The sequence below is a fragment of the Sphaerotilus uruguayifluvii genome (assembly GCF_013294065.1).
GTDB lineage: Bacteria > Pseudomonadota > Gammaproteobacteria > Burkholderiales > Burkholderiaceae_C > Sphaerotilus > Sphaerotilus uruguayifluvii.
Genome location: NZ_JABSNM010000022.1, coordinates 66453 through 84823, shown reverse-complemented (window position 1 = coordinate 84823; position 18371 = coordinate 66453). Strand labels below are relative to the sequence as shown.

At 70.3% G+C, this 18371-nt stretch carries 12 protein-coding genes and 2 CRISPR repeat arrays; of the genes, 1 reads left to right on the top strand and 11 read right to left on the bottom strand.

Annotated features, from left to right (window positions below; translation table 11 throughout):
• Nucleotides 1-190 precede the first annotated feature (190 nt).
• From HNQ01_RS19120 to csx2, 9 genes are all read right to left on the bottom strand, one after another.
• The gene (locus HNQ01_RS19120) at nucleotides 191-820 is read right to left on the bottom strand and encodes a 4Fe-4S single cluster domain-containing protein (protein ID WP_173807098.1); all 630 of its coding nucleotides are present in this window, start codon (nucleotides 818-820) and stop codon (nucleotides 191-193) included.
• Complete coding sequence (locus HNQ01_RS19115; protein WP_173807097.1) at nucleotides 817-2739, bottom strand: AAA family ATPase; 1923 nt, start codon at nucleotides 2737-2739, stop codon at nucleotides 817-819. Before HNQ01_RS19115 ends, HNQ01_RS19120 begins: the two co-directional genes overlap by 4 nt.
• Nucleotides 2739-3827, bottom strand: coding sequence for a hypothetical protein (locus tag HNQ01_RS19110; RefSeq protein WP_173807096.1), 1089 nt, complete (start codon nucleotides 3825-3827; stop codon nucleotides 2739-2741). Before HNQ01_RS19110 ends, HNQ01_RS19115 begins: the two co-directional genes overlap by 1 nt.
• Nucleotides 3824-6208, bottom strand: a complete 2385-nt coding sequence (locus tag HNQ01_RS19105; protein ID WP_173807095.1) for a PIN domain-containing protein — start codon at nucleotides 6206-6208, stop codon at nucleotides 3824-3826. Before HNQ01_RS19105 ends, HNQ01_RS19110 begins: the two co-directional genes overlap by 4 nt.
• Complete coding sequence (locus tag HNQ01_RS19100) at nucleotides 6205-10179, bottom strand: AAA domain-containing protein (protein WP_173807094.1); 3975 nt, start codon at nucleotides 10177-10179, stop codon at nucleotides 6205-6207. The genes HNQ01_RS19105 and HNQ01_RS19100 overlap by 4 nt, the downstream gene beginning before the upstream one ends.
• Before the next feature lie 620 nt (nucleotides 10180-10799).
• A complete protein-coding gene (locus HNQ01_RS19095) occupies nucleotides 10800-11027 on the bottom strand; it encodes a hypothetical protein (protein WP_173807093.1) in 228 nt (75 codons plus the stop codon).
• Nucleotides 11024-11914, bottom strand: a complete 891-nt coding sequence (locus HNQ01_RS19090) for a viperin family antiviral radical SAM protein (RefSeq protein WP_173807092.1) — start codon at nucleotides 11912-11914, stop codon at nucleotides 11024-11026. Before HNQ01_RS19090 ends, HNQ01_RS19095 begins: the two co-directional genes overlap by 4 nt.
• Nucleotides 11915-12095: 181 nt before the next feature.
• Nucleotides 12096-12272 carry a hypothetical protein gene (locus tag HNQ01_RS19085; protein ID WP_173807091.1) on the bottom strand — a complete coding sequence of 59 codons (177 nt, stop codon included), beginning with the start codon at nucleotides 12270-12272 and terminating at the stop codon, nucleotides 12096-12098.
• 311 nt (nucleotides 12273-12583) lie between these two features.
• Nucleotides 12584-13768, bottom strand: coding sequence for a TIGR02221 family CRISPR-associated protein (gene csx2, locus HNQ01_RS19080; RefSeq protein WP_173807090.1), 1185 nt, complete (start codon nucleotides 13766-13768; stop codon nucleotides 12584-12586).
• Between the two features lie 129 nt (nucleotides 13769-13897).
• Nucleotides 13898-14349: a CRISPR direct-repeat array (repeat unit 37 nt; unit sequence GTCTCAATCCCTTCAACATCAGGGAAGCCGGTCAGAC).
• A gap of 214 nt (nucleotides 14350-14563) precedes the next feature.
• On the opposite strand from csx2, the gene HNQ01_RS19075 reads away from it, so the two are divergent.
• Nucleotides 14564-16090: a hypothetical protein gene (locus tag HNQ01_RS19075; protein ID WP_173807089.1), complete on the top strand. Its 1527-nt coding sequence runs from the start codon at nucleotides 14564-14566 to the stop codon at nucleotides 16088-16090.
• A 5-nt stretch (nucleotides 16091-16095) separates the two neighbouring features.
• Here the strand turns inward: HNQ01_RS19075 and HNQ01_RS19070 are convergent, their stop codons facing one another.
• Together HNQ01_RS19070 and csm6 are read right to left on the bottom strand one after the other, a co-directional pair.
• Nucleotides 16096-16302, bottom strand: coding sequence for a hypothetical protein (locus HNQ01_RS19070; protein WP_173807088.1), 207 nt, complete (start codon nucleotides 16300-16302; stop codon nucleotides 16096-16098).
• Nucleotides 16303-16440: 138 nt separating this feature from the next.
• Nucleotides 16441-16893: direct repeats of the CRISPR family, unit length 37 nt; unit sequence GTCTCAATCCCTTCAACATCAGGGAAGCCGGTCAGAC.
• A 143-nt stretch (nucleotides 16894-17036) separates the two neighbouring features.
• Complete coding sequence (csm6, locus tag HNQ01_RS19065) at nucleotides 17037-18212, bottom strand: CRISPR-associated ring nuclease Csm6 (protein ID WP_173807087.1); 1176 nt, start codon at nucleotides 18210-18212, stop codon at nucleotides 17037-17039.
• Nucleotides 18213-18371 lie beyond the last annotated feature (159 nt).

Genomic DNA, 18371 nt, shown 5'->3' with positions numbered 1-18371 from the left:
GGTCTCAATCCCTTCAACATCAGGGAAGCCGGTCAGACTCTGCGCTCGGAATTCGTCAATGCTGACAAGCACTTGCAAGGGTGCTTGAAGAAAAAACGACCGGGCGAAAAGCTGACTGTCGGCGAGGTGCGTCTCCACGGGGGTTCGGTCTGAACCGGCGAGGCGCATTGTAGCCGGACGGGCAGCCCGGTCAGACGGCCTGCGGATCGTCGGGGGCCGACGGGCTGCGGGGGCGGCGCACCCTCACCGGCCAGCCGTTCAGGTGCAGCCCTCCAGAGGCGTCGACGCGCACCTCCAGATCGCGGCCCCCGGCCGGCAGCGTCTCCATCCCGGGCCCGTGACGTGCGCTCAGGTAATGCACGCGCTGGTTGCGCGAGCCGATCCAGCGGCGCCGGGTGTCGGGCTGGTCCGCCTCGTAGGGGCCGTCCACCAGCACATCGGTCACCGACAGCAGCTCGCGCCAGCCCGTGGGCTGCAGGGCCTCGAGTTCCTCGAGGGTGTGGCCGCTGAAGACCATCACCGACAGGCCCAGCGCCTGCGCACCGCGGCCCACCTCGGCCAGACCGGCCGCCTGCAGCATCGGCTCGCCGCCCAGCATCGTCACGCCCTCGATGCCGGCGGTGTCGCGCGCCAGGGCCAGCCAGCCCACCACCTCGGCCGCGGGCACGCGCTGCCGGGCCACCAGCGGCAGAAAGTGCGGGTTGCAGCACCCCGGGCACCGCTTCAGGCAGCCCTGCACCCACAGCGCCGCCCGCCGGCCCGGTCCCTCCACCTCCGTGCAGTCCACCCAGCGCGCCAGGTTGAGCCAGGCGCCGTTCATGCCCACTCGAAATCGAGGTGGGCGCCCCGGCCCAGCTGCACCACCCGCAGCGAGCGCCCGCGCGACTCGTGCGGCCCGCCGAGCGTCTCGAACAGGAAGTCCGACAGCGGATCGATCAGGCAGGTCGTCAGCGCTCCCGGCATGCCGCGCCCGCCTGCGCTGCGGTCCACCCGCGCCGCGATGGCCTCCAGGATGCGTGTCTCGTCGTCGAACACCAGCTCGGTGATCCCCCACTTCTCGCGCAGCCGCTGGCGCAGAGGCCCGAGCTTGCTGCGCCCGATCGCCACCAGGAAATCGGTGCTGGTGATGAAGTTGAACGGCACGATGTTGCTCTCGCCGATGCGCCCGAGCAGCTCCGGCCGGCCGAGGGTGTGGCAGAAGTGCTCGCGCACCCGCTCGACGAAGGCCGCCCGCACGTCCGGCGTGTCGGGGTCGATCTCGGCCGCACCGATGTTCGAGGTGAAGACGATCATCGATTCGGCGAAGGACACCGTCTGGCCGCGGCCATCGGTGAGCCGCCCGTCCTCCAGGATCTGCAGGAACTTGTCGAGGATGCGGGGATGGGCCTTCTCGATCTCGTCGAACAGCAGCAGCGAGAAGGGTCGCTGGCAGACCGCGCTGGTGAGCTGGCCGCCGTCCTCGTGGCCGACATAGCCGGGCGGCGCGCCGACCAGCCGCTGGTCGGCATGCTCGTGGTTGAACTCCGACATGTCGAAGCGAAGGCAGGCCTCCTCGTCGCCGAACAGGAACTGCGCCAGTGCCTTGGCCAGCTCGGTCTTGCCCACGCCGGTGGGCCCGACGAAGAAGAGCACCCCCTTGGGCGTGCGCTGCTGCTGGGAATGCTGCAGCCCGGCCAGGCCGGTGTAGGCCCGTCTCAGCACCCGCTCGACCGCGGCGATCGCCTGAGGCTGGCCCTTGACGCGGCGCCCCAGCCGCTCGCGGGCTTCGGCCAGCTTGTCGCGGTCGAGCGATTCCCACGGGCTGTGCCGGGTGCCGTGGCGGTACAGCGCGATCAGCGCCTGCGGCCGCATCGGCGAGTCCTGCTGGCGTGACAGCCGCGCCAGGTTGACCAGATCGCGCAGGCTCATGCCGTCGAGCGCATCCGTCATGTCGGTCAGCACCGTCGAGCCGGGCAGCAGCGGAGCCTCGAGGTGAAAGACATGGGCCAGCCGCAGCAGCGCCGCCTGACGCTGCTCGCGCGAGGGGGCGGCCACGGTGACGGTCCCGAACTGGGGGTTGTTCAGGAACATCGTCGGCGGCAGGCCGGGGGGCGTGCCGTCCGCCAGCAGCAGCAGCAGGGTGCGCGGGCGGCGCAGCGTGTCCGGCGCGGTCGAGACCGGCGCCTCCCGGGTGGCCCGGCCGATGCGCAGCAGCCAGCCTCGTTCGACCTCGCTGAGCGCGCTGGCCGCACCGAACAGCAGCGATGCCCCGTCGATGACGAAGGCGATCGGCCGGTCGCCGTCCGGCTGCAGCATGTGCAGCGCCACGGTGGCCAGGAAATCCTCCGGTGTCACTGCCGGTCCCCGGCGAGCGGACGCGGCCGCCACGGTGCGCGCCGGAGCCGGTGGCGGCCCGCCCAGGTCGTAGTCGTCCCCGGGGCGAGCCTCGCGGGACGAGGCGGCCTGCGCTCCCTGCAGGGCCTGCGACTGCAGCTGGCCCCAGGTGCGGGCATCCACCCCGGAGAGGCCGTGGACGCGGTCCCAGACGACCACCTCGGCATGCCCCTGCTCCTTGAGCAGGCGCAGAGCCAGGTCGCGGTTGCTCAGCCAGCGTCCCGCGCCGAGCGGATCGGGCGCCAGGTCCTGGATCTGTCCTTGCAGGATGATGGCCCGGCGCAGGACGCACTCGCGTCGCAGCGCGGTCAGCCAGCCGGCCTCGGTCGACGCCGTCGTCGAAGTCGGATCGAGATTCAAGCTCATCAGTTTCGGCTCCGATGGGTGGCACCGGGCAGCGGCCGCGCATCGCGGTCGCGGTCGTCGGGGTTCTCCCAGATCACGCGCTGGTCGGACAGGCGGATGCCGTAGATCTCCTGCAGGCTCGGCAGCACCTGATCGATGTCCTGCCGGCAGGCCCGGCCCTCGTAGCGGTCGAAGTGGTAGTGCAGCCCGCCTTCGAGATCGATGCGGAACTCCGCCTCGGCCCCGGAGGGCCGGCTGGCCTGCAGCAGCACCTCGTCGCGGCCCGAGTCGCGCAGCCGGCGCGGCCGCTCGACGACGAAGCCGGCCTCGTCCAGCGCCTGGTGCACGGCGCGGACCACCTCGCGGCGCACGGCCTCGTCGACGGCCAGGGTGTCTGTCCGCTCGATCGCCTGGCCCAGCTGCGCTGCCAGCGTCCCGCTGTCCTGGGCCACGTCCGCCTGCAGGCCGAACCCGGCCAGCTGCTCGCGCAAGCCGGCGCGCGCATCCTGTTCGGCCTGCTCGCGAGCCTGTGCCCGCACCCCGTCGGCCTGTTGCCGTGCCTGCGCGAGCACCTCGCCGAGCTGCGTCTGCAGGTCCGCCAGCATCGCCTCGTCCGGTGCGGCCTGCCGCGTCTCGAGCTGGCGCCGCAGCCGGGTCAGCGCCGGTCGGGCCAGCTGAAGGGCCAGCGCATCGCCACAGTCCACCAGCGTCCGCGACCAGACCCGCTCCGCAGCGTCGCGCAGTCCCTGCAGGTGCTCCTGCCGAAGCACGTCGTCGAGCCGGCGGGCCTCGGCCTCGGCGGCCCAGGCGGCCTGCCGCGCCGCACGCGCCCGGGCAGGCAGCCCCGGCAGGCTCTGCGACAGCGCCAGACTGATGTCGCGGGCCTCGCGGGGATTCGCCTGAAGCTGTCGCCAGCCCTGCTCCAGCTGCCGGCGCGCCTGGGCGAATTCTTCGGGCAGGGCCTGATCCAGCCCTTGGGCGCTCAGGTCCTCGAGCAGTCGGGCATGCCGCTCCAGGAAGGGGCGGGTGCTGGCACGCATCTGCTCGAGGTGCAGCTGTTCGCGGCGCTCCCGCTCGAGGCGGTAGCGCAGGTCGGCAGACTGGCTCATGGACGTTTCTCCGATGTCCTGGGGCGGGCGGCCGGCCCGAATCGCGGTGCCTCCTCGGCGCCGATGCCGCAGGACTGGGCCAGGTTGCGCAGGTTGCGGTCGGTGCTCCACAGCCGGACCTCGCTGCGTGCCCAGAAGATCGCGGCCGACAGGATGCACTCGTCGCTGCTCATGGCCTGCTCCGGCCACAGTTCCGGATGGTCTGGCTCGTGGGTCAGGCGGGCCTGGTGGCGCTCGATGGCGGCGATCGCAGCGCGGGCCTGGGCGGCCTGTCTCGACCGGTTGGCGTCGTCCTCGTCGGGCCTGGTCCGCTTGAGGCCATCGAGCTCCTGGATCACCCGGCGTGGCAGCACCAGCCGGATCGTGCCGGGCACCCGATCGAGCAGCTGGGGCGCCTCCATCAGCACGCTGGTGTCGAGCACCCGCACCGGCTCGTTGCGCGGCAGCGCGGGGGCCAGATGCTGTTCCAGCCAGTCGGCGATCGCGTACAGCCGGGCATCCAGCGGCTGCAGTTGCGCTGGCACCTGCCCCAGGTGCTGGCTCAGCGTCTCGATGTGCCGACGACCGTCCTGCACCGCCGCCTCCAGCCGTGCGACACGTCGGATGACCGCGCGGCGCCATTCAGGCGCGGGCGAGTCGAGATCGGGTCGGGTGTCCAGCAGCACCGGATCGATGTCGCGGCGGAGCTGCTTCCAGTGCGTGATGAACTGCTGGATGGGCCGGGACAGCAGGTGCGGACCGCAGCCGCTGGGCTGCTCGTCCAGCGCGGCCTCGAGCAGGTCCTCGCGCAGCGAGGGCGACAGCAGCGTGGCCGGCAGGGTCAGCGTGTCGTTGCCCAGCGCCTTGCGCAGCGCACGGGCCTCGGCGAGCTGGCGCAGTGGCGGCAACGCGTCGACCACTCGTTGCGCGATCTGGGCGTGCAGCGATTCGGGCCAGGACCTGACGGCCTGAAGCAGGGCCAGCGTGCCGGCCAGATGTCGCTGGCGCCCGGTCTCGTCATCGATCGGCGAGCGCCGCGACAGCAGCGCCTGCAGCTGCGGGCCGAAGTTCGGCTCGGCAGCGATCTGCTCCGGCGGCTGGCGCCGAGCCATCTCCTGCAGCAACTGCGCCAGAGAGTTCATGCGGGCCGCATCGTCCAGCCCGTCCGCGTGTCGAGCCCAGGCCGCCAGCACCTGGCTCGGAGGCTCGAACCACAGGCGCATCACCTCGGCCGCCGGTGCCGCCATGCCGGCCAGTGCGTGGCCGATCGCCTGCGTCAGCCGCGTCACCAGCTCGACCGCCTGCGGTGTCTGGGGGTTCATCCACCCCTGCACCGGGATCGTGCGGGGGTGGCCCGCCCAGTGAAGCCTCATCGCACCGGCCAGACTGATCTCCGGCGGCTTGCCCGGCGCCTGGATGCGCATCGACGTCCAGCTGGCCGGCAAAGCCGCCGGTCGGGCGATCGGCAACCGGCTGGACCTGTCGTTCAGCCACTCGATGACCTCCAGACCGTTGCCGGCATCCTGGGCAGGCAGGTCAAGCTGCCGCGGCTTGGGCTCGCGCGCCGGGCCCACCCGATCCAGCGAGGCCAGCTCATCGGGCGACACCACGGCACCGGGCGAGCCCGAGCCGGTCGGGGTCGACAGAAGGCCGGCCAGCAGCGGCCACAACGATTCCGGCTCGGTCTGGCCCAGCCAGCGCTGCACCGAGGCGGACTGCGGCGCCCTGGCCGTCACCGTACCGTCCGGGGCCACCGTGATCTCGAGCTGCACCGGCCGACCGTCGCGATGCGGCGTTGCGCAGCGGATGTCCAGGATCTCGGTGTCGACGGTCCGCCAGTCATGCTTCTCCTCGGGCAGGCGGGCCCGGACCTGTCCGCTCAAATCCTCGGCGGTCACCTCGGGGATTGGCAGCCAGGGAGGGGCCGTCGTGTTGCTGCGGACCGGTCCTCGGGCGATGCTGTCGTCCAGTCGCATCTCCCGGCTGATCGGATCGAAGACATGGTGCACCGTGCAGGTCTGGGCACGGCGCGGGATCCATCCACGGCGCAGACAGTCCTCGGCGCGTGCGTCGAGCTGCCATCGATCCAGCGGTTCGTCCAGCAGGGTCTGGCATTCGGCCAGTGACAGGCCGTGAAGAGGGGCGGGCGGATGCAGCAGGTTCACGTCATGCAGATCGCGCACGGCCGGCTCGATCAGGCGGGCCGCGTCGAGCAGGCCGAGCTCCTGCTCGAACACGCTGGCCAGGCCGCGTTCGGCCAGCCTCGCGTCGCCAGAGGCCGCCAGGATCAGCCGCAGCACCATCTTCTCGATCACGGTCGGGCGCCTCAGCGTGCGGTAGCGCACTTCGGACTCGATCATCAGCACCGGATGCAGGACCGTGCGCTTCAGGGTCAGGCTCATGCGAGGTCTCCATGCCGGCCGGTGCGGACGCCGGCAGCGCTGCGCACGGGGGCGCGGCGGGGTAAGGCTGCGGCGGTGCGCATCACCGTCCGTGCAGGCACGAGGGCGTCCGTGCTGTCCAGGTGGCGGAACATCTCCTGGTAGATGCGCCGGACCTGCCGGCCCGGACGGTCCATGTGGGGCAGCTCGACCTCGCGGGACTCCAGCATCGTGCATGCACCCAGCACCAGCAGCAGCGAGCGCGCCCGCGACATCGCGACGTTGATGAACTCGTAGCGGGCGACGTTGGCGCGGCGCGATCGACGCACTTCGGGACCGCGGCCATCGTTGCGCACCAGGCTGACCAGCACCACGTCGCGCTCCTGGCCCTGGTAGCGGATGACGGTGTTGATGTCGACCTCGATCGCCTGCCAGCCTGCCGGTGGGCGCACCGTGTTGATCTGCTGACGGATGCAGCGCAGCTGGGCGGCGTAGAACGAGACGATGCCCACCGTCAGCCGCCGACGGGCATCATGGCCGGCCTCCACCGCCGCCCGGTCCAGGCGCAGCAGCAGCTGGGCGATGAGCTGCGCCTCCAGCAGGTTCGTGCGCAGCGGCCGGCCACCGGCATCCAGATCCTCGCGGGCAGGCAGGCCGTCGGTGCCGCACGAGGTGTCGATCCACAGCACATGCTCGTCGGGCTGGATCAGTGTCTCGCCGTCTGCCGCGGGAATCGTCAGGCCGTGGGCGCGCTGCGTGTCCGGGTCGCTCAGGCCGCAGACGAGCTGGTTCTCGTAGAAGCGGTTGACCAGGGCCATGATCTGCGGGTGCATGCGGAACTGCATCGTCAGGCGCTCGCGCAGGCTGGCGTCGGCCTGCTCGAAATGTGCCTTGAACAGCGAGGCGGTGACCATGCGCTCGAAGCGGCGCAGGTTGTCGGGGGTCAATGCGCTGGCCTGGTCCGTGCCACCGTCGGCGGCCTCGTCGGCGGCCGTCTGGAAGTCGACCGCCTCCTGGCCTTCCTGGAACAGCGGCGGCAGCTGGCGGTGGTCGCCGACCAGCACGCTGCGCCGCGCCCGCATCATCGGCATGAGCATTTCCAGCGGCGTGGCCTTGCTGACCTCGTCGATCAGTGCGACGTCGAAGGTGGTGTGTCCCGCCTCTTCGAGCGTGCGCGGATTCTCGTTGCAGGTCAGCGCGACGACATTGCACAGCCCGGGCCATTCGGCCTTCAGATGCGTCCAGTCGGGGCAGCCGTTTGGCTGGTCCTCCGCCGCACGGATCTGGGCCGCCAGGTCCTCTTGCCAGGCCAGGTGCAGCGGTTTCCACAGATCGCGGTGCGCCTGTTCATGGGCCAGGCGGCGGGCGAGCGCGTCGAGACCTTCGCGGTGGCGCCGCCGCTCGGCCTGCAGCCGCGGCTCGATGTCCTCCTCATCCAGGGCGTCCAGCGCGGCGCCCGATTCGTCCAGCAGGGGCATCGGTGCCTCGCCCAGCAGCGCGCCGAGGCGCTTGCGCAGTTCGGCGCGCTGCAGCCGCAGGGCCGTCTCGTCGCTGCAGGCACGGCGCCAGGCCTGCTCGGCCCGGTGGACCGGCCGGTCGTCGGGCAGCGTGGGCGGCGTGGCCGCCAGCGTCTGGTGCTGCACCTGCACCTGTTCGAGCAGTCGCTCCCGGCTCAGATGGGCGATCTCCAGGGCCTGCCGGATCGGCGCCAGGGCCTGCTCCAGCCGCTGACCGAACTCGACGGGGTTGTGCCCCGTCACGCGCCAGGGCGATGGATCGGCGAAGACCTGCTCCCACGCCAGCGTGGCCAGCTCGCCGCGGGCCGAGTGCTCGCGCAGATTCAGGCGCTCGCGGCGGCACAGGCGCAGCCGCTGGATCAGCTCGGGGTCATCGCTGTGATCGAGCTGATCCTGCAGGTGCTCGATCTCGGTCTCGAGCGCCTGCAGGCGCTGGCGCGTCTGCGGGTCGAGTGCGTCGGGCGTGTGGTGGCCCGCCTGCAGCCGCAGGGCCTGCTGACGCAGCTCGGCGGTCGCGCGTGTCAGCCGGTCCAGATCGGCCAGCAGCAGCCACAGCTGCGCTGCGCGCTGCGAGGGCAGGTCGCGCCATTCGTCGGCGCGCACGGACAGCCTCGCTCCGGCCGGGCCCATCGCCAGGAGCGCCTGCACCAGCACCTCGGCCTCAGGCACAAGGCTCGCCTCCAGCACCGCCGGCTGACCCGAGCGGCCCGGCGCCATGAGCTCGGCCTGCAAGGCCGTCAGCGCGCGCAGGCGCTCGGCGTGATCCTCCTGGGCCTGGCGTTCGGCCTGCAGCACTGCGCGGGCATCGGCCAGCGCCTGCGCGCCGTCATGCACCTGCTGCACCTGCGCCTGCAGGCGGTGGCCGAGCGCTTCGCTGTCCTGGCCCAGCAGGTCGGCCTGCTCGAGCCAATGCACCAGCCGGTCGTGTTCGTGGCGTTCCGTGTCCCACGGTTTCAGCCGGTCCTGGCTGTGCGAGGCCAGCGCACGGTAATAGCGCGCCAGCGACCGGGCGCCGACGAAGTCGCGGCCCTCGTCGGTGATGCGATCCTCTCGGCCCAGCCGGATCGCTCGCACCGCGGTGGAGCCCGTCAGCCTGCCGAGCGCGTTGTCGACCGCGTTGTGCGCCTGCGAGCTCAGCAGCACCGTCTCGCCGCGCGAGACGAACCGGGTGATGGCCTCGACGATGACGGTGGTCTTGCCGGTGCCCGGCGGCCCCTGCAGCAGGAACAGGTCCGGCGCCGTCAGCATCTTGCCCACGGCATCGCGCTGGGCCGCGTTCAGCACGGTCGCGCCGCCCGGCCATGGCGGGGTCCGCCCGGGACCGGGGCGGGCCTGCGTCACGTCGAACAGCCAGCTCGACAGGTAGGGCGCGCAGCCGCCCTGTTCGGCCAGGTCCTTGAGCATGCGCTCTTGGCGGGCGATCAGTCCCAGATCCCCCGCCTGGGAGACCGACAGGAAGCCGGCGCGCGGCCAGCGGGCGATCAGATTCGCGCGCTGGGCTTGGTGGGCGGCGACCGTGGGAGCATCCTGGCCGCGGGGGCGGCGCTGGAGGGCATCGATGTCCTCGTCGTCGAGCGTGACGAGCCACTCGGCCTGGACGCCGGCCGGCCGCAAGTCATCCTCTCCTGGCCGCCGCTGGGCGTCCACGACCTTCGGCTCGTCGCAGCCCGGCACGAGACGGCCCACGCGCACCGTGTGGGGCCTGCGGCCCGGCCCGGGGGTCTCGGCCGGTTGCAGCGTCCAGGCGTCGGACGAGGCCTCCAGCGGCAGCAGCACCAGATCCTCGCGCTGCAGGCGGCTGCGGGCCTGCGCCAGCGTGGCGGCATCCGGCGCGTGCACCTGAAGACGCAGACACGGCTCCGCCTCGGCCGGATCGTTCCAGTCCATCGACACGTAGCGCATGCCGACACTGCGTGCGTTCACCAGGCGACGTTTCCAGGCGAGGAAATCTCGCCATTCGCCCAGACGGTCGCGGGTCTGCGAGGAGATCAATGGCAGTTCGCTCGCCAGCGGCCCGGACAGCAGGTTGCCGCCTGGCGGCAAGTACGGCCGGCCGGTCGCACGGGCATCGTTCTGGAACACCACCGCCTCGATCAGGCGCTCGAAGGGCCGGGTGGGGGTGTCGGCCATCTCGTGCAGGCGACGCAGGCGCAGCACCGGATGGGTGGCCCGACGGGGCCAGGTGCCGATCAGCGCGAGCGAGAAGCCCGGCGCCAGCGGCAGCACGCCTGGCGCCTCGATGACCGGACGCAGGGCCAGCGTGATGAACTCCGCCTGCGCGTCGAGCGTGAGGTTGGCGGCGTGGTAGCGCGCCGGCTGGGCATGCGCAAACAGGTGATCGAGCAGATGGTCGCTCAGCGGGCCGTCGTCCTCGACCCAGTCGGTGAAGTAGCGACCGGTGGCCTGCAGGCGCCGCAGCTGTTTCTCGACCTCGGGGCGTGCGGTCTCGTCGATCTGGACATGCAGGTTCGCCATGAGGGACGGGCCCTCCCCGCCCGCATGACATTCATTTTTTCAATCGATGGAAAATACAGGATTGTTTGCCGCTGTTTTCGAATTGATCATTGGTGGCGTGACATCCGCACGCCAAGGCGATCACGCTCCCGCCGGGCACCGCGCCTGATCCCGCTGCAGCGACCTTGCCGCGTCCCGCCCCGCCCCAGAAACGACAAACCCCGCCAGGATCACTGGCGGGGTTCGAAGAAATCCCTTCAACATCAGGGAAGCCGGTCAGACTTCAAACGTGCATCATTCAGCTGGAAGGTACTGTCTCAATCCCTTCAACATCAGGGAAGCCGGTCAGACCCTGATCTGGGTGGTCCGACCAGACCGCAAGTGTCTCAATCCCTTCAACATCAGGGAAGCCGGTCAGACTTGTCGCGAGTCAGGACAAGAAGAAGTTCGAGGTCTCAATCCCTTCAACATCAGGGAAGCCGGTCAGACTCTGCGCTCGGAATTCGTCAATGCTGACAAGCACTTGCAAGGGTGCTTGAAGAAAAAACGACCGGGCGAAAAGCTGACTGTCGGCGAGGTGCGTCTCCACGGGGGTTCGGTCTGAACCGGCGAGGCGCATTGTAGCCGCCGCAGCGGCCGGGTCACCAGGCCAGCGCCGCGCCGGTCTGTGCGGCCAGGCGGCGGATGTCGCGCTCGAGGTTGCGCACGCTGCGGAAGTCGCCCGGCGTGCCGGGAATGGTCACGAACAGGCCGCAGCCCGGGGGCGAGAGCTTGCCGTGCTTGCTGCCGCGCCGGTAGGTCCAGGCCTGGCGGACCAGACGCCGCACCAGCGCGTTGGTCTCGCGGCAGGTCGAGTAGCGCTCGCTCATGCGCACACCTCCGCCGCCGCTGCGGCCGGCGTGTAGCGGCGGGCGAACTTCAGCGCCGACCAGCCGATCTGCGCGAAGGCCGCGCCCGCGCCGGCCTCCAGGATCGGCGGGCTGTAGTCGTAGCCGAAGGCGCCCGGCCGGTTCTGGAAGAAGCGCCCGAGCGGGTCGATCATGATGTACGAGCCCTGCATGTCCGCGTGGTCCTCGACCACCATCACCGACGACAGCGCGCGGTGGCGCTCGACGAAGGCCTGGAACTGCGCGTCGCTCACCTCCAGCGCCTGGCTGACCACCGGCAGCGCGCGCAGCACCTTCCAGCGCGAGGGCGCCAGCCGGCGCACCAGGTCGCCGAGGTCGTCCTGCCAGTTGGGCGCGCACACGACGGTGTTGAGCTTCAGCGTCCAGTGCGGATGCGCCTGGCGCGCCTGGGCGACGGCCTCGGCCAGCCGGTCCAGATCGAGCGTGCGGCCGTGGCGATCGACGCGGCCGATCTGCGCCAGCACCTCGGGCCGCGCCGCGTCCAGGCTCAGGCCCAGCATCGACAGCTCGCCGGTCAGCGCGGTGAGCATCGGCGCGTCCAGCAGGCTGGCGTTGGAGATCATCGAGACCTCGAAGCCGATCGCCCGCGCCAGCTTCAGCAGCGGCAGCAGCCGGCCCTGGTGCAGCAGCGGCTCGCCGCCGGCGATGTTCAGCCGCGGCGGCCGCGCGCCCGAGCGGCCCGCGAAGTGCATGTACAGCTCGGCCAGCAGCGCGCGGGTGGCTGCTGCGTCGCGGATCAGCTCCGTCTTCGAGGGCCGCTCCCAGTGGGCGTAGCAGTAGCCGCAGCGGTAGTTGCAGGCCTCGGTCACATGCCAGTTGAGGACGGTCTGCGCGGGGGCGCTCGGCATTCGCATCTCGGTGTCTCCCTGTTCTTGCCTGTCGATGGGAGACAGTGTCGATCGCCGCGGCCCGCGCCGGCCCGCCGGGCAAGGTTGCCGAGGACGGCGCCGGACATCCTCGGCCCACAAAAGAAAACCCCCCGCCAGCCAGGCTGACGGGGGGGGCGGCGGTCTGCGCGGTGCCGGGCGTTCAGTCGCGGTCCAGCAGATTGGGGAGCCACGAGGGCAGGCCGTGCCGCGACAGCGCATCGGCCACGCCGGCGGCCACCACCACGACGGCCACGGCCAGCGCGGCTTCCACGATCGGGCTGTCGGTCTTGATGGGGCCCGTCTCGGTGAGGGCGGTCAAGAAGTCGGAGGAGGGCATGGTGTGTTTCCTTCGGTGAAGTGCGATGAGGGAATGATCGGGCCGGATCGGCGGGGGGCGGCGCGCTGGCAAGGTTGCCGCGCACCGCCGCTCGCCCGCCGCTGCCGGCTCAGTCCTTGCGGCGCGCCAGCAGCGCCAGGGCCGCCAGGGCCAGCGTCGCCAGCGTGACCAGCGCGCCGGGGTCCTTCGTCGGCGCGGGGTTCTTGTCGTCAAGCATCGGTGTGTCCTCTCGGGCGGGGCCCTGATCTGCGATGGACGTGATGATCCGCCCCCGATGGCGTCCGCCCCCGCTGCGGCAACCTTGCCGCGCCTCAGCCGAAGATGCGCCGGCGCAGGTCGGTCAGGCGCTCGCGCAGGGTGCGTTCCTGGCAGAGCGTCTCGGCCACCCGCTCGTTGCTGGGCACGACGGTGTGGGCCATGCCGTTGCGCAGGTAGAAGAGTTCGCGCATCTCGGCGCTGCTGGCCTGGGCTTCCTTGCGGACCTCCTCGCGGCGCGAGAAGTCGGTGGCGGCGCCTGCCTCGTCGCGGGTCTGCCGCGACAGGAAGGCCTCCTGCATCAGGATGGTCGCGCGCAGGTAGTCGTTGCGCGCCAGGTAGGCATCGGCCAGACGCAGCTCGCGCTCATGGCGGGTCTTGGCGTCGATCCATCCCAGCCGCGCCAGCAGCTGCCGGCCGAAGAGCTGCATGAACGGCCCCTTGAGCGCCTGCAGCGCCGGGCGCACCTGGCGCAGCCGCGCCAGCGCGGCCTCGGTGTTGTGCTGCCGCTCCAGGAAGGCGGCCTCGCGCAGCAGGTTGGCGCGGCTGGCGGGCAGGCCCTCGCGTTCGAGCAGCGGGGCGAAGGTGCCGTAGTCGCCGTCCTTGTCGTAGCAGGCCAGGGCCTCGATGCCGTCGAGCATGCGCAGCATGCCGTCGAGCCGCAGCACCGGCGTGATCTTGGTGGCCTGGTCGGTCATCTCGAGCGCGCCGTAGCAGATCTGGCGCACCTGCACCTGGCGCAGCCGGCCCAGGTAGCGCGCGGCCACCAGCGCGAGCATGGGCAGGTGGCGGAAGGAGTGCGTCACGTCCAGATCGACCGTCTCGCCCTGCGGCACCAGCTCGGCCAGCGTGGTCAGCAGCGCGGCCTGCTCGGCCTCGTCGCGGGCCGGCTCGATCAGGCGGCAGATCACCGTCATGCCCATCTCGCGGCCGAGGTGATCGGCGTAGTCGTCGAGCATGTCCTGGCTCACGCGGTCCTCGCGCACCGCGTGGCCGAGCGCCTCCCAGTGGTCGGTGTACTCCAGCACCCGCGCCTCGGCCTCGGACTCGAAGAACACGTCCCACATGCTGCCGCGCGTGCCCAGCAGCACCAGCCGCTTCGGCTGCAGGTGCCGCGCCAGCGCCATGCCCAGGAAGGGCACCTTCGCCTGCACGCCCTCGGCGAGCTGGTAGGTGGCGGTTCGGTAGCCGGTGCTCTTGTCAAGCTGGCTCTTGCCCAGAAAGCTGATCAGGGTGCTCATCGTGGTGATGTCGTGCGGTTGAAGTCAGGGCCTCAGTGTCGCCTGGCCCTGCGCCCGGGCCGCCGCGCGGCAAGCTTGCCTCGCCGTGGCCCCCAAGAAAAAACCCCGCCAGGGCCTCTGGCGGGGTTCGGAGAAATCCCTTCAACATCAGGGAAGCCGGTCAGACTGCATTCGCAGCAGCTTTGTTCGCCGTCACCAGTCTCAATCCCTTCAACATCAGGGAAGCCGGTCAGACCGAGTGGGATCGTGTGTACAGCACCGGCCCTGGTCTCAATCCCTTCAACATCAGGGAAGCCGGTCAGACCAAGGCGCTGGGGTAATCATGAAGTTCATTCGTCTCAATCCCTTCAACATCAGGGAAGCCGGTCAGACTGGTGGCTGACGTGGACACTCACGTCAAGACGGGTCTCAATCCCTTCAACATCAGGGAAGCCGGTCAGACAACTGCGTCGCAAGTTTCGCAAGCAGGTAGAAGTCTCAATCCCTTCAACATCAGGGAAGCCGGTCAGACATGATGAACCAGCAATTGCGCATCCCCAGGACCGTCTCAATCCCTTCAACATCAGGGAAGCCGGTCAGACTGCGCTCGGAATTCGTCAATGCTGACAAGCACTTGCGAGGGTGCTTGAAGAAAAAACGGCGAGGCGAAAAGCTGACTGTCGGCGAGGGGCGTCTCCACGGGGTTCGGTCTGAACCGGCGGGGCGCATTGTAGCGCGGAGCGCCGGGATGTTCACTTCCGGTGCGGCGAGAATGGCGGGCCGCGTGTTGCGCCCCCCACCTCGCCAAGGATTCCGATGCCTGACCTGCCGACGCCGCCCCAGGACCTGCGGCCGCTGCGCCTGATCGTCTTTGCCAGCGAGCAGCTGGTGCCCACGCTGCAGTTCGTGCTGCACAGCGCCGAGCAGGCCGGGCGCCGGCTGCGCGCGGTGATGGTGATGCACACGCCCGATGCGGCCCGCTCGGCCGGCCCGGCGCGGCGGCTCCAGGGCGTGCTGCAGCGCTGGGCGCGGCGCCGCCAGGCGCAGGGCGCCGGCTTCTCGGTGATCCTCGGCCAGGGCGAGGCCTCGCCGGCCGGCGTGCGCGAGGTGCTGATGCAGTGGTTCTCCCAGGCGCCCGACGACGAGTGGCGGGTCAATGTCACCGGCGGCACCAAGCCGATGTCCGCCGCGGCGGTGGAGCTGACCCTCTCGACCGACCTGCCCGCGCGCCGGGTGCTCTACCAGGAGCTTGGCAGCGGCTGGTCGGAGCTGGTGCAGGCCGACGACGGGCTGCTCGACATGCGCGCGCTGGCCCCCGGCGACGGGCTGGTGCCGGCCAGCGGCACGCTGGAGCGGCTGCTGCCGCTCGAGGAGATGGTGGCCACCCAGTTCTCCGACGCGCACCAGATCACCACCGAGCGGCTGCCCGCCGACCTGCCGGTGCAGACCCTGGTGCCGCTGCTGCTGGCCCAGGGCTGGAACTGGAAGACGGCGCTGGCGGCCCTGCCCCGGCCGGTGGCCTGCTCGGGCAGCGGCGTCGGCTTCGAGATGTTCCTGGGTGCCGGGCTGCAGGCCTGCGGCATCGCGGTGAGCCATTCGCTGAAGGTGATGGACCGCGACCAGCGCGGCAAGGTGGTGCGCGAGATCGACCTGGTGGCCTGCCACCGCGACCGGCTGATCTGCATCGACATCAAGCTGCCCGGCGTCGACGATCACCTCAAGGGCACGCAGCTCGCCGACGTGGCCGAGCTGGCGCACTCGCTGGGCGGGCGTGGCGCGCTGGCGGTGGCCGTGCGCCCGGGCTGGCCCGAAGACGAAGGCACGCAACGCCTGGCGCGCGCGCTGGGCGTGCAGCTGCTGACCCAGGCCCACGCCGCGCAGCCCTTCAGCACCTTGCTGCGCTGGATCGACCGCTCGCTCACGCCCTCGCCCGGCGTGCTGGAGGCCGAGGCGCTGCTGCAGGCGCACCAGCAGACCGGCAGCGACGTGCTCAGCGACGGCAGCCGCGTGCCGGTGCTGAAGGTCAACGACAGCGGCATGCTGCACCTGCCCTCGATGATGGAGCAGCTGGTGCAGCGCCGCGCCCAGCCCTGGGCGCTGGCGCAGATCGATCCGCAGCGCTACCTGATCGGCATCCCCAAGAAGGCGCTCGCGCTGGCGGACCAGCCCGACTGGCCCGACCGGATGAACGCGCTGCATCGGCTGCTGAAGGGGTGCAGCGCGCCCGGCTCGCTGCAGTTCAAGGAAACCCCGGGGTGGGTGACCGCCCAGCTCGTCATGCGTCAGGGCCTGAGCCGCGACGAGCTGCTGCAGCCGCTCGGCGAGATCCTGCCGCCCGGCTGAGCGCCTCAGTCGAAGACGGCGTCCCACAGCGAGGAGACCGCCCAGACCGCGGCGGCCGCGGCCGCCACCGGGGCCACCGCCGCGACCGCGCCGGTGGCGCCTACGCTGGCGGCGAGGGTGGTGGCGGCGCCGGCGGCCGCACGGGCGACGTAGGCCTTGGTGCCGGTCTGGATCACGGTGCGGATCGCCTGGGCTTCGGGGGTCTGGGTCATCTGTGTCCTCTCGGGCGGCGCCCTGTCTTGCAATGGACGCGATGATCCGCCCCCGGCGGCGTCGGGCCCCGCTGCGGCAACCTTGCCGCGCCCCCACCCCAGAAACAAAAAACCCCGCCAGGGCCTCTGGCGGGGTTCGGAGACATCCCTTCAACATCAGGGAGGCCGGTCAGACCTCGGCTACATCGGCGTCGGCGACCTGTATTTGTCTCAATCCCTTCAGCATCAGGGAAGCCGGTCAGACAAGTAACCCAGAAAGAAACCCCCAAAGCTTCGCCGTCTCAATCCCTTCAACATCAGGGAAGCCGGTCAGACCCATGCGCTCGAAAAAGAGTGCCAAGAAGACTGGTCTCAATCCCTTCAACATCAGGGAAGCCGGTCAGACTGCCTTTGCAATGGGGTTGTTCGTCATCACGAGTCTCAATCCCTTCAACATCAGGGAAGCCGGTCAGACCTCCGCGGGATCGGTGTCAAACTGGGCATGCGTCTCAATCCCTTCAACATCAGGGAAGCCGGTCAGACTTGGAGAGGTGAGCAGCATTGAGCAGGTGACTGTCTCAATCCCTTCAACATCAGGGAAGCCGGTCAGACTCTGCGCTCGAAATTCGTCAATGCTGACAAGCACTTGCGAGGGTGCTTGAAGAAAAAACGGCGAGGCGAAAAGCTGACTGTCGGCGAGGTGCGTCTCCACGGGGGTTCGGTCTGAACCGGCGGGGCGGATTGTAGCCGGCGATTCAGGACTTTTTCAGCGCCGGCGCCAGCAGGCGCCACCAGTCATTGGCGTTCTTCAGCGTCAGGCAGGCCGCCGGCAGGCGCAGCTCGCTCGGGCTGTGCTTGACGTGGGGCGCGCGCTCGCGCACCGACTCGATCGTCAGCCACTCCGCCGCCGGTCCCACCTGCTCGCGCAGGCGCTTGAGGATCTTCGATCCCACCGGCTTGAAGTTGTCGCGGCCGCGCACCTCCCTGCCGCCGTTCAGGTCCGACAGCAGCCGCTCGTCCAGGTCCTCCGCGCGAAATGCGGCGCCGCCGGGCAGATCGCGCTCGTGGAGCCGCGCCAGCGCGTACAGGCCCAGCACCATGAACTCCTGCGGCGCCATCTTGATCGTGCAGCCCAGCAGCTCGACCTGCTCGGTGGCGAAGTCCAGCTGCACGGGCGGGGCCTCCAGCGTGGCCTGGGCCAGACGGATGGCGAAATCGAAGTCCTCCAGCGCCTTGGGCGGCAGATCCTTCAGCATCGAGCCGAGCTTGATCGCGCTCAGCTCCGCAAGCTGAACCCTGGCGTCGGCCGAGGAGACCGTCTTCTTCTCCCCCGTGGGCTTGTTGTCGGGGCCGCGCAGCTCGATCGTGAATTCACGCGGTTCGGGCGTCGGATAGAAAAACTCGCCCACGTTCTCGAAAGGCGCGTTCACCAGCACATGCGACAGCCGGTCTTCGGACGTGGCCACCAGCGAGAAGGCCTGGCCCATGTAGAAGCTCATGCTCTTGCGCCCGCCGGCCACCGAGGCGTGCAGACGCGTCGTCCATTCGGGCGCGGCCTTGAGCTGGCGCAGCACGCGGTAGATGGTGTTGGCCGCCTGCCGGTTGTCCTCGTCGGTCTGGATGTCGGCCAGCGCCTCGCCCTGGCCGTGCTCGTCCTGGCCGATCAGGTGGAGGGTGCTGTCATCGAAGCGGATCTGGCGGCCCGGCAGATGGTCGCTCAGGAAGGCATGGAAATGCCCGGTCTGCGGCGCCAGCAGCGACTCGCGGATCCTGTTGCGCCCCTCCAGCGTGGTGATGACATGGATCTCGTCGGGCACGAAGTCCTGATCCTTCACCAGCGCATACAGCGTCTCGGTGACGATGGCCGGCGTCATGCCCGAGACGCAGACGAGGACACGGCGCAGGGGCGGCTGGGGCGAGGCAGAGGTCAAGTGAGGCTCCGGGAAAGGATGGCGGGGGGCGGATGATCGCAGCCTGTCGGACCGCGCAGGCCGCGGCGGCAACGTTGCCGCGCGCTCGGGCCAGTTCGAGCCATCACCATACTTCAGCTCAGGACGCGAGCCACTTCCATGCAAGCTGCTTGGTACCAA

What these genes read in the sequence shown, in the direction of transcription:
- HNQ01_RS19120 (WP_173807098.1), bottom strand. Translation starts at nt 820, where the DNA reads ATGAACGGCGCCTGGCTCAACCTGGCGCGCTGGGTGGACTGCACGGAG.
- HNQ01_RS19115 (WP_173807097.1), bottom strand. Translation starts at nt 2,739, where the DNA reads ATGAGCTTGAATCTCGATCCGACTTCGACGACGGCGTCGACCGAGGCC.
- HNQ01_RS19110 (WP_173807096.1), bottom strand. Translation starts at nt 3,827, where the DNA reads ATGAGCCAGTCTGCCGACCTGCGCTACCGCCTCGAGCGGGAGCGCCGC.
- HNQ01_RS19105 (WP_173807095.1), bottom strand. Translation starts at nt 6,208, where the DNA reads ATGAGCCTGACCCTGAAGCGCACGGTCCTGCATCCGGTGCTGATGATC.
- HNQ01_RS19100 (WP_173807094.1), bottom strand. Translation starts at nt 10,179, where the DNA reads ATGGCGAACCTGCATGTCCAGATCGACGAGACCGCACGCCCCGAGGTC.
- HNQ01_RS19095 (WP_173807093.1), bottom strand. Translation starts at nt 11,027, where the DNA reads ATGAGCGAGCGCTACTCGACCTGCCGCGAGACCAACGCGCTGGTGCGG.
- HNQ01_RS19090 (WP_173807092.1), bottom strand. Translation starts at nt 11,914, where the DNA reads ATGCCGAGCGCCCCCGCGCAGACCGTCCTCAACTGGCATGTGACCGAG.
- HNQ01_RS19085 (WP_173807091.1), bottom strand. Translation starts at nt 12,272, where the DNA reads ATGCCCTCCTCCGACTTCTTGACCGCCCTCACCGAGACGGGCCCCATC.
- csx2 (WP_173807090.1), bottom strand. Translation starts at nt 13,768, where the DNA reads ATGAGCACCCTGATCAGCTTTCTGGGCAAGAGCCAGCTTGACAAGAGC.
- HNQ01_RS19075 (WP_173807089.1), top strand. Translation starts at nt 14,564, where the DNA reads ATGCCTGACCTGCCGACGCCGCCCCAGGACCTGCGGCCGCTGCGCCTG.
- HNQ01_RS19070 (WP_173807088.1), bottom strand. Translation starts at nt 16,302, where the DNA reads ATGACCCAGACCCCCGAAGCCCAGGCGATCCGCACCGTGATCCAGACC.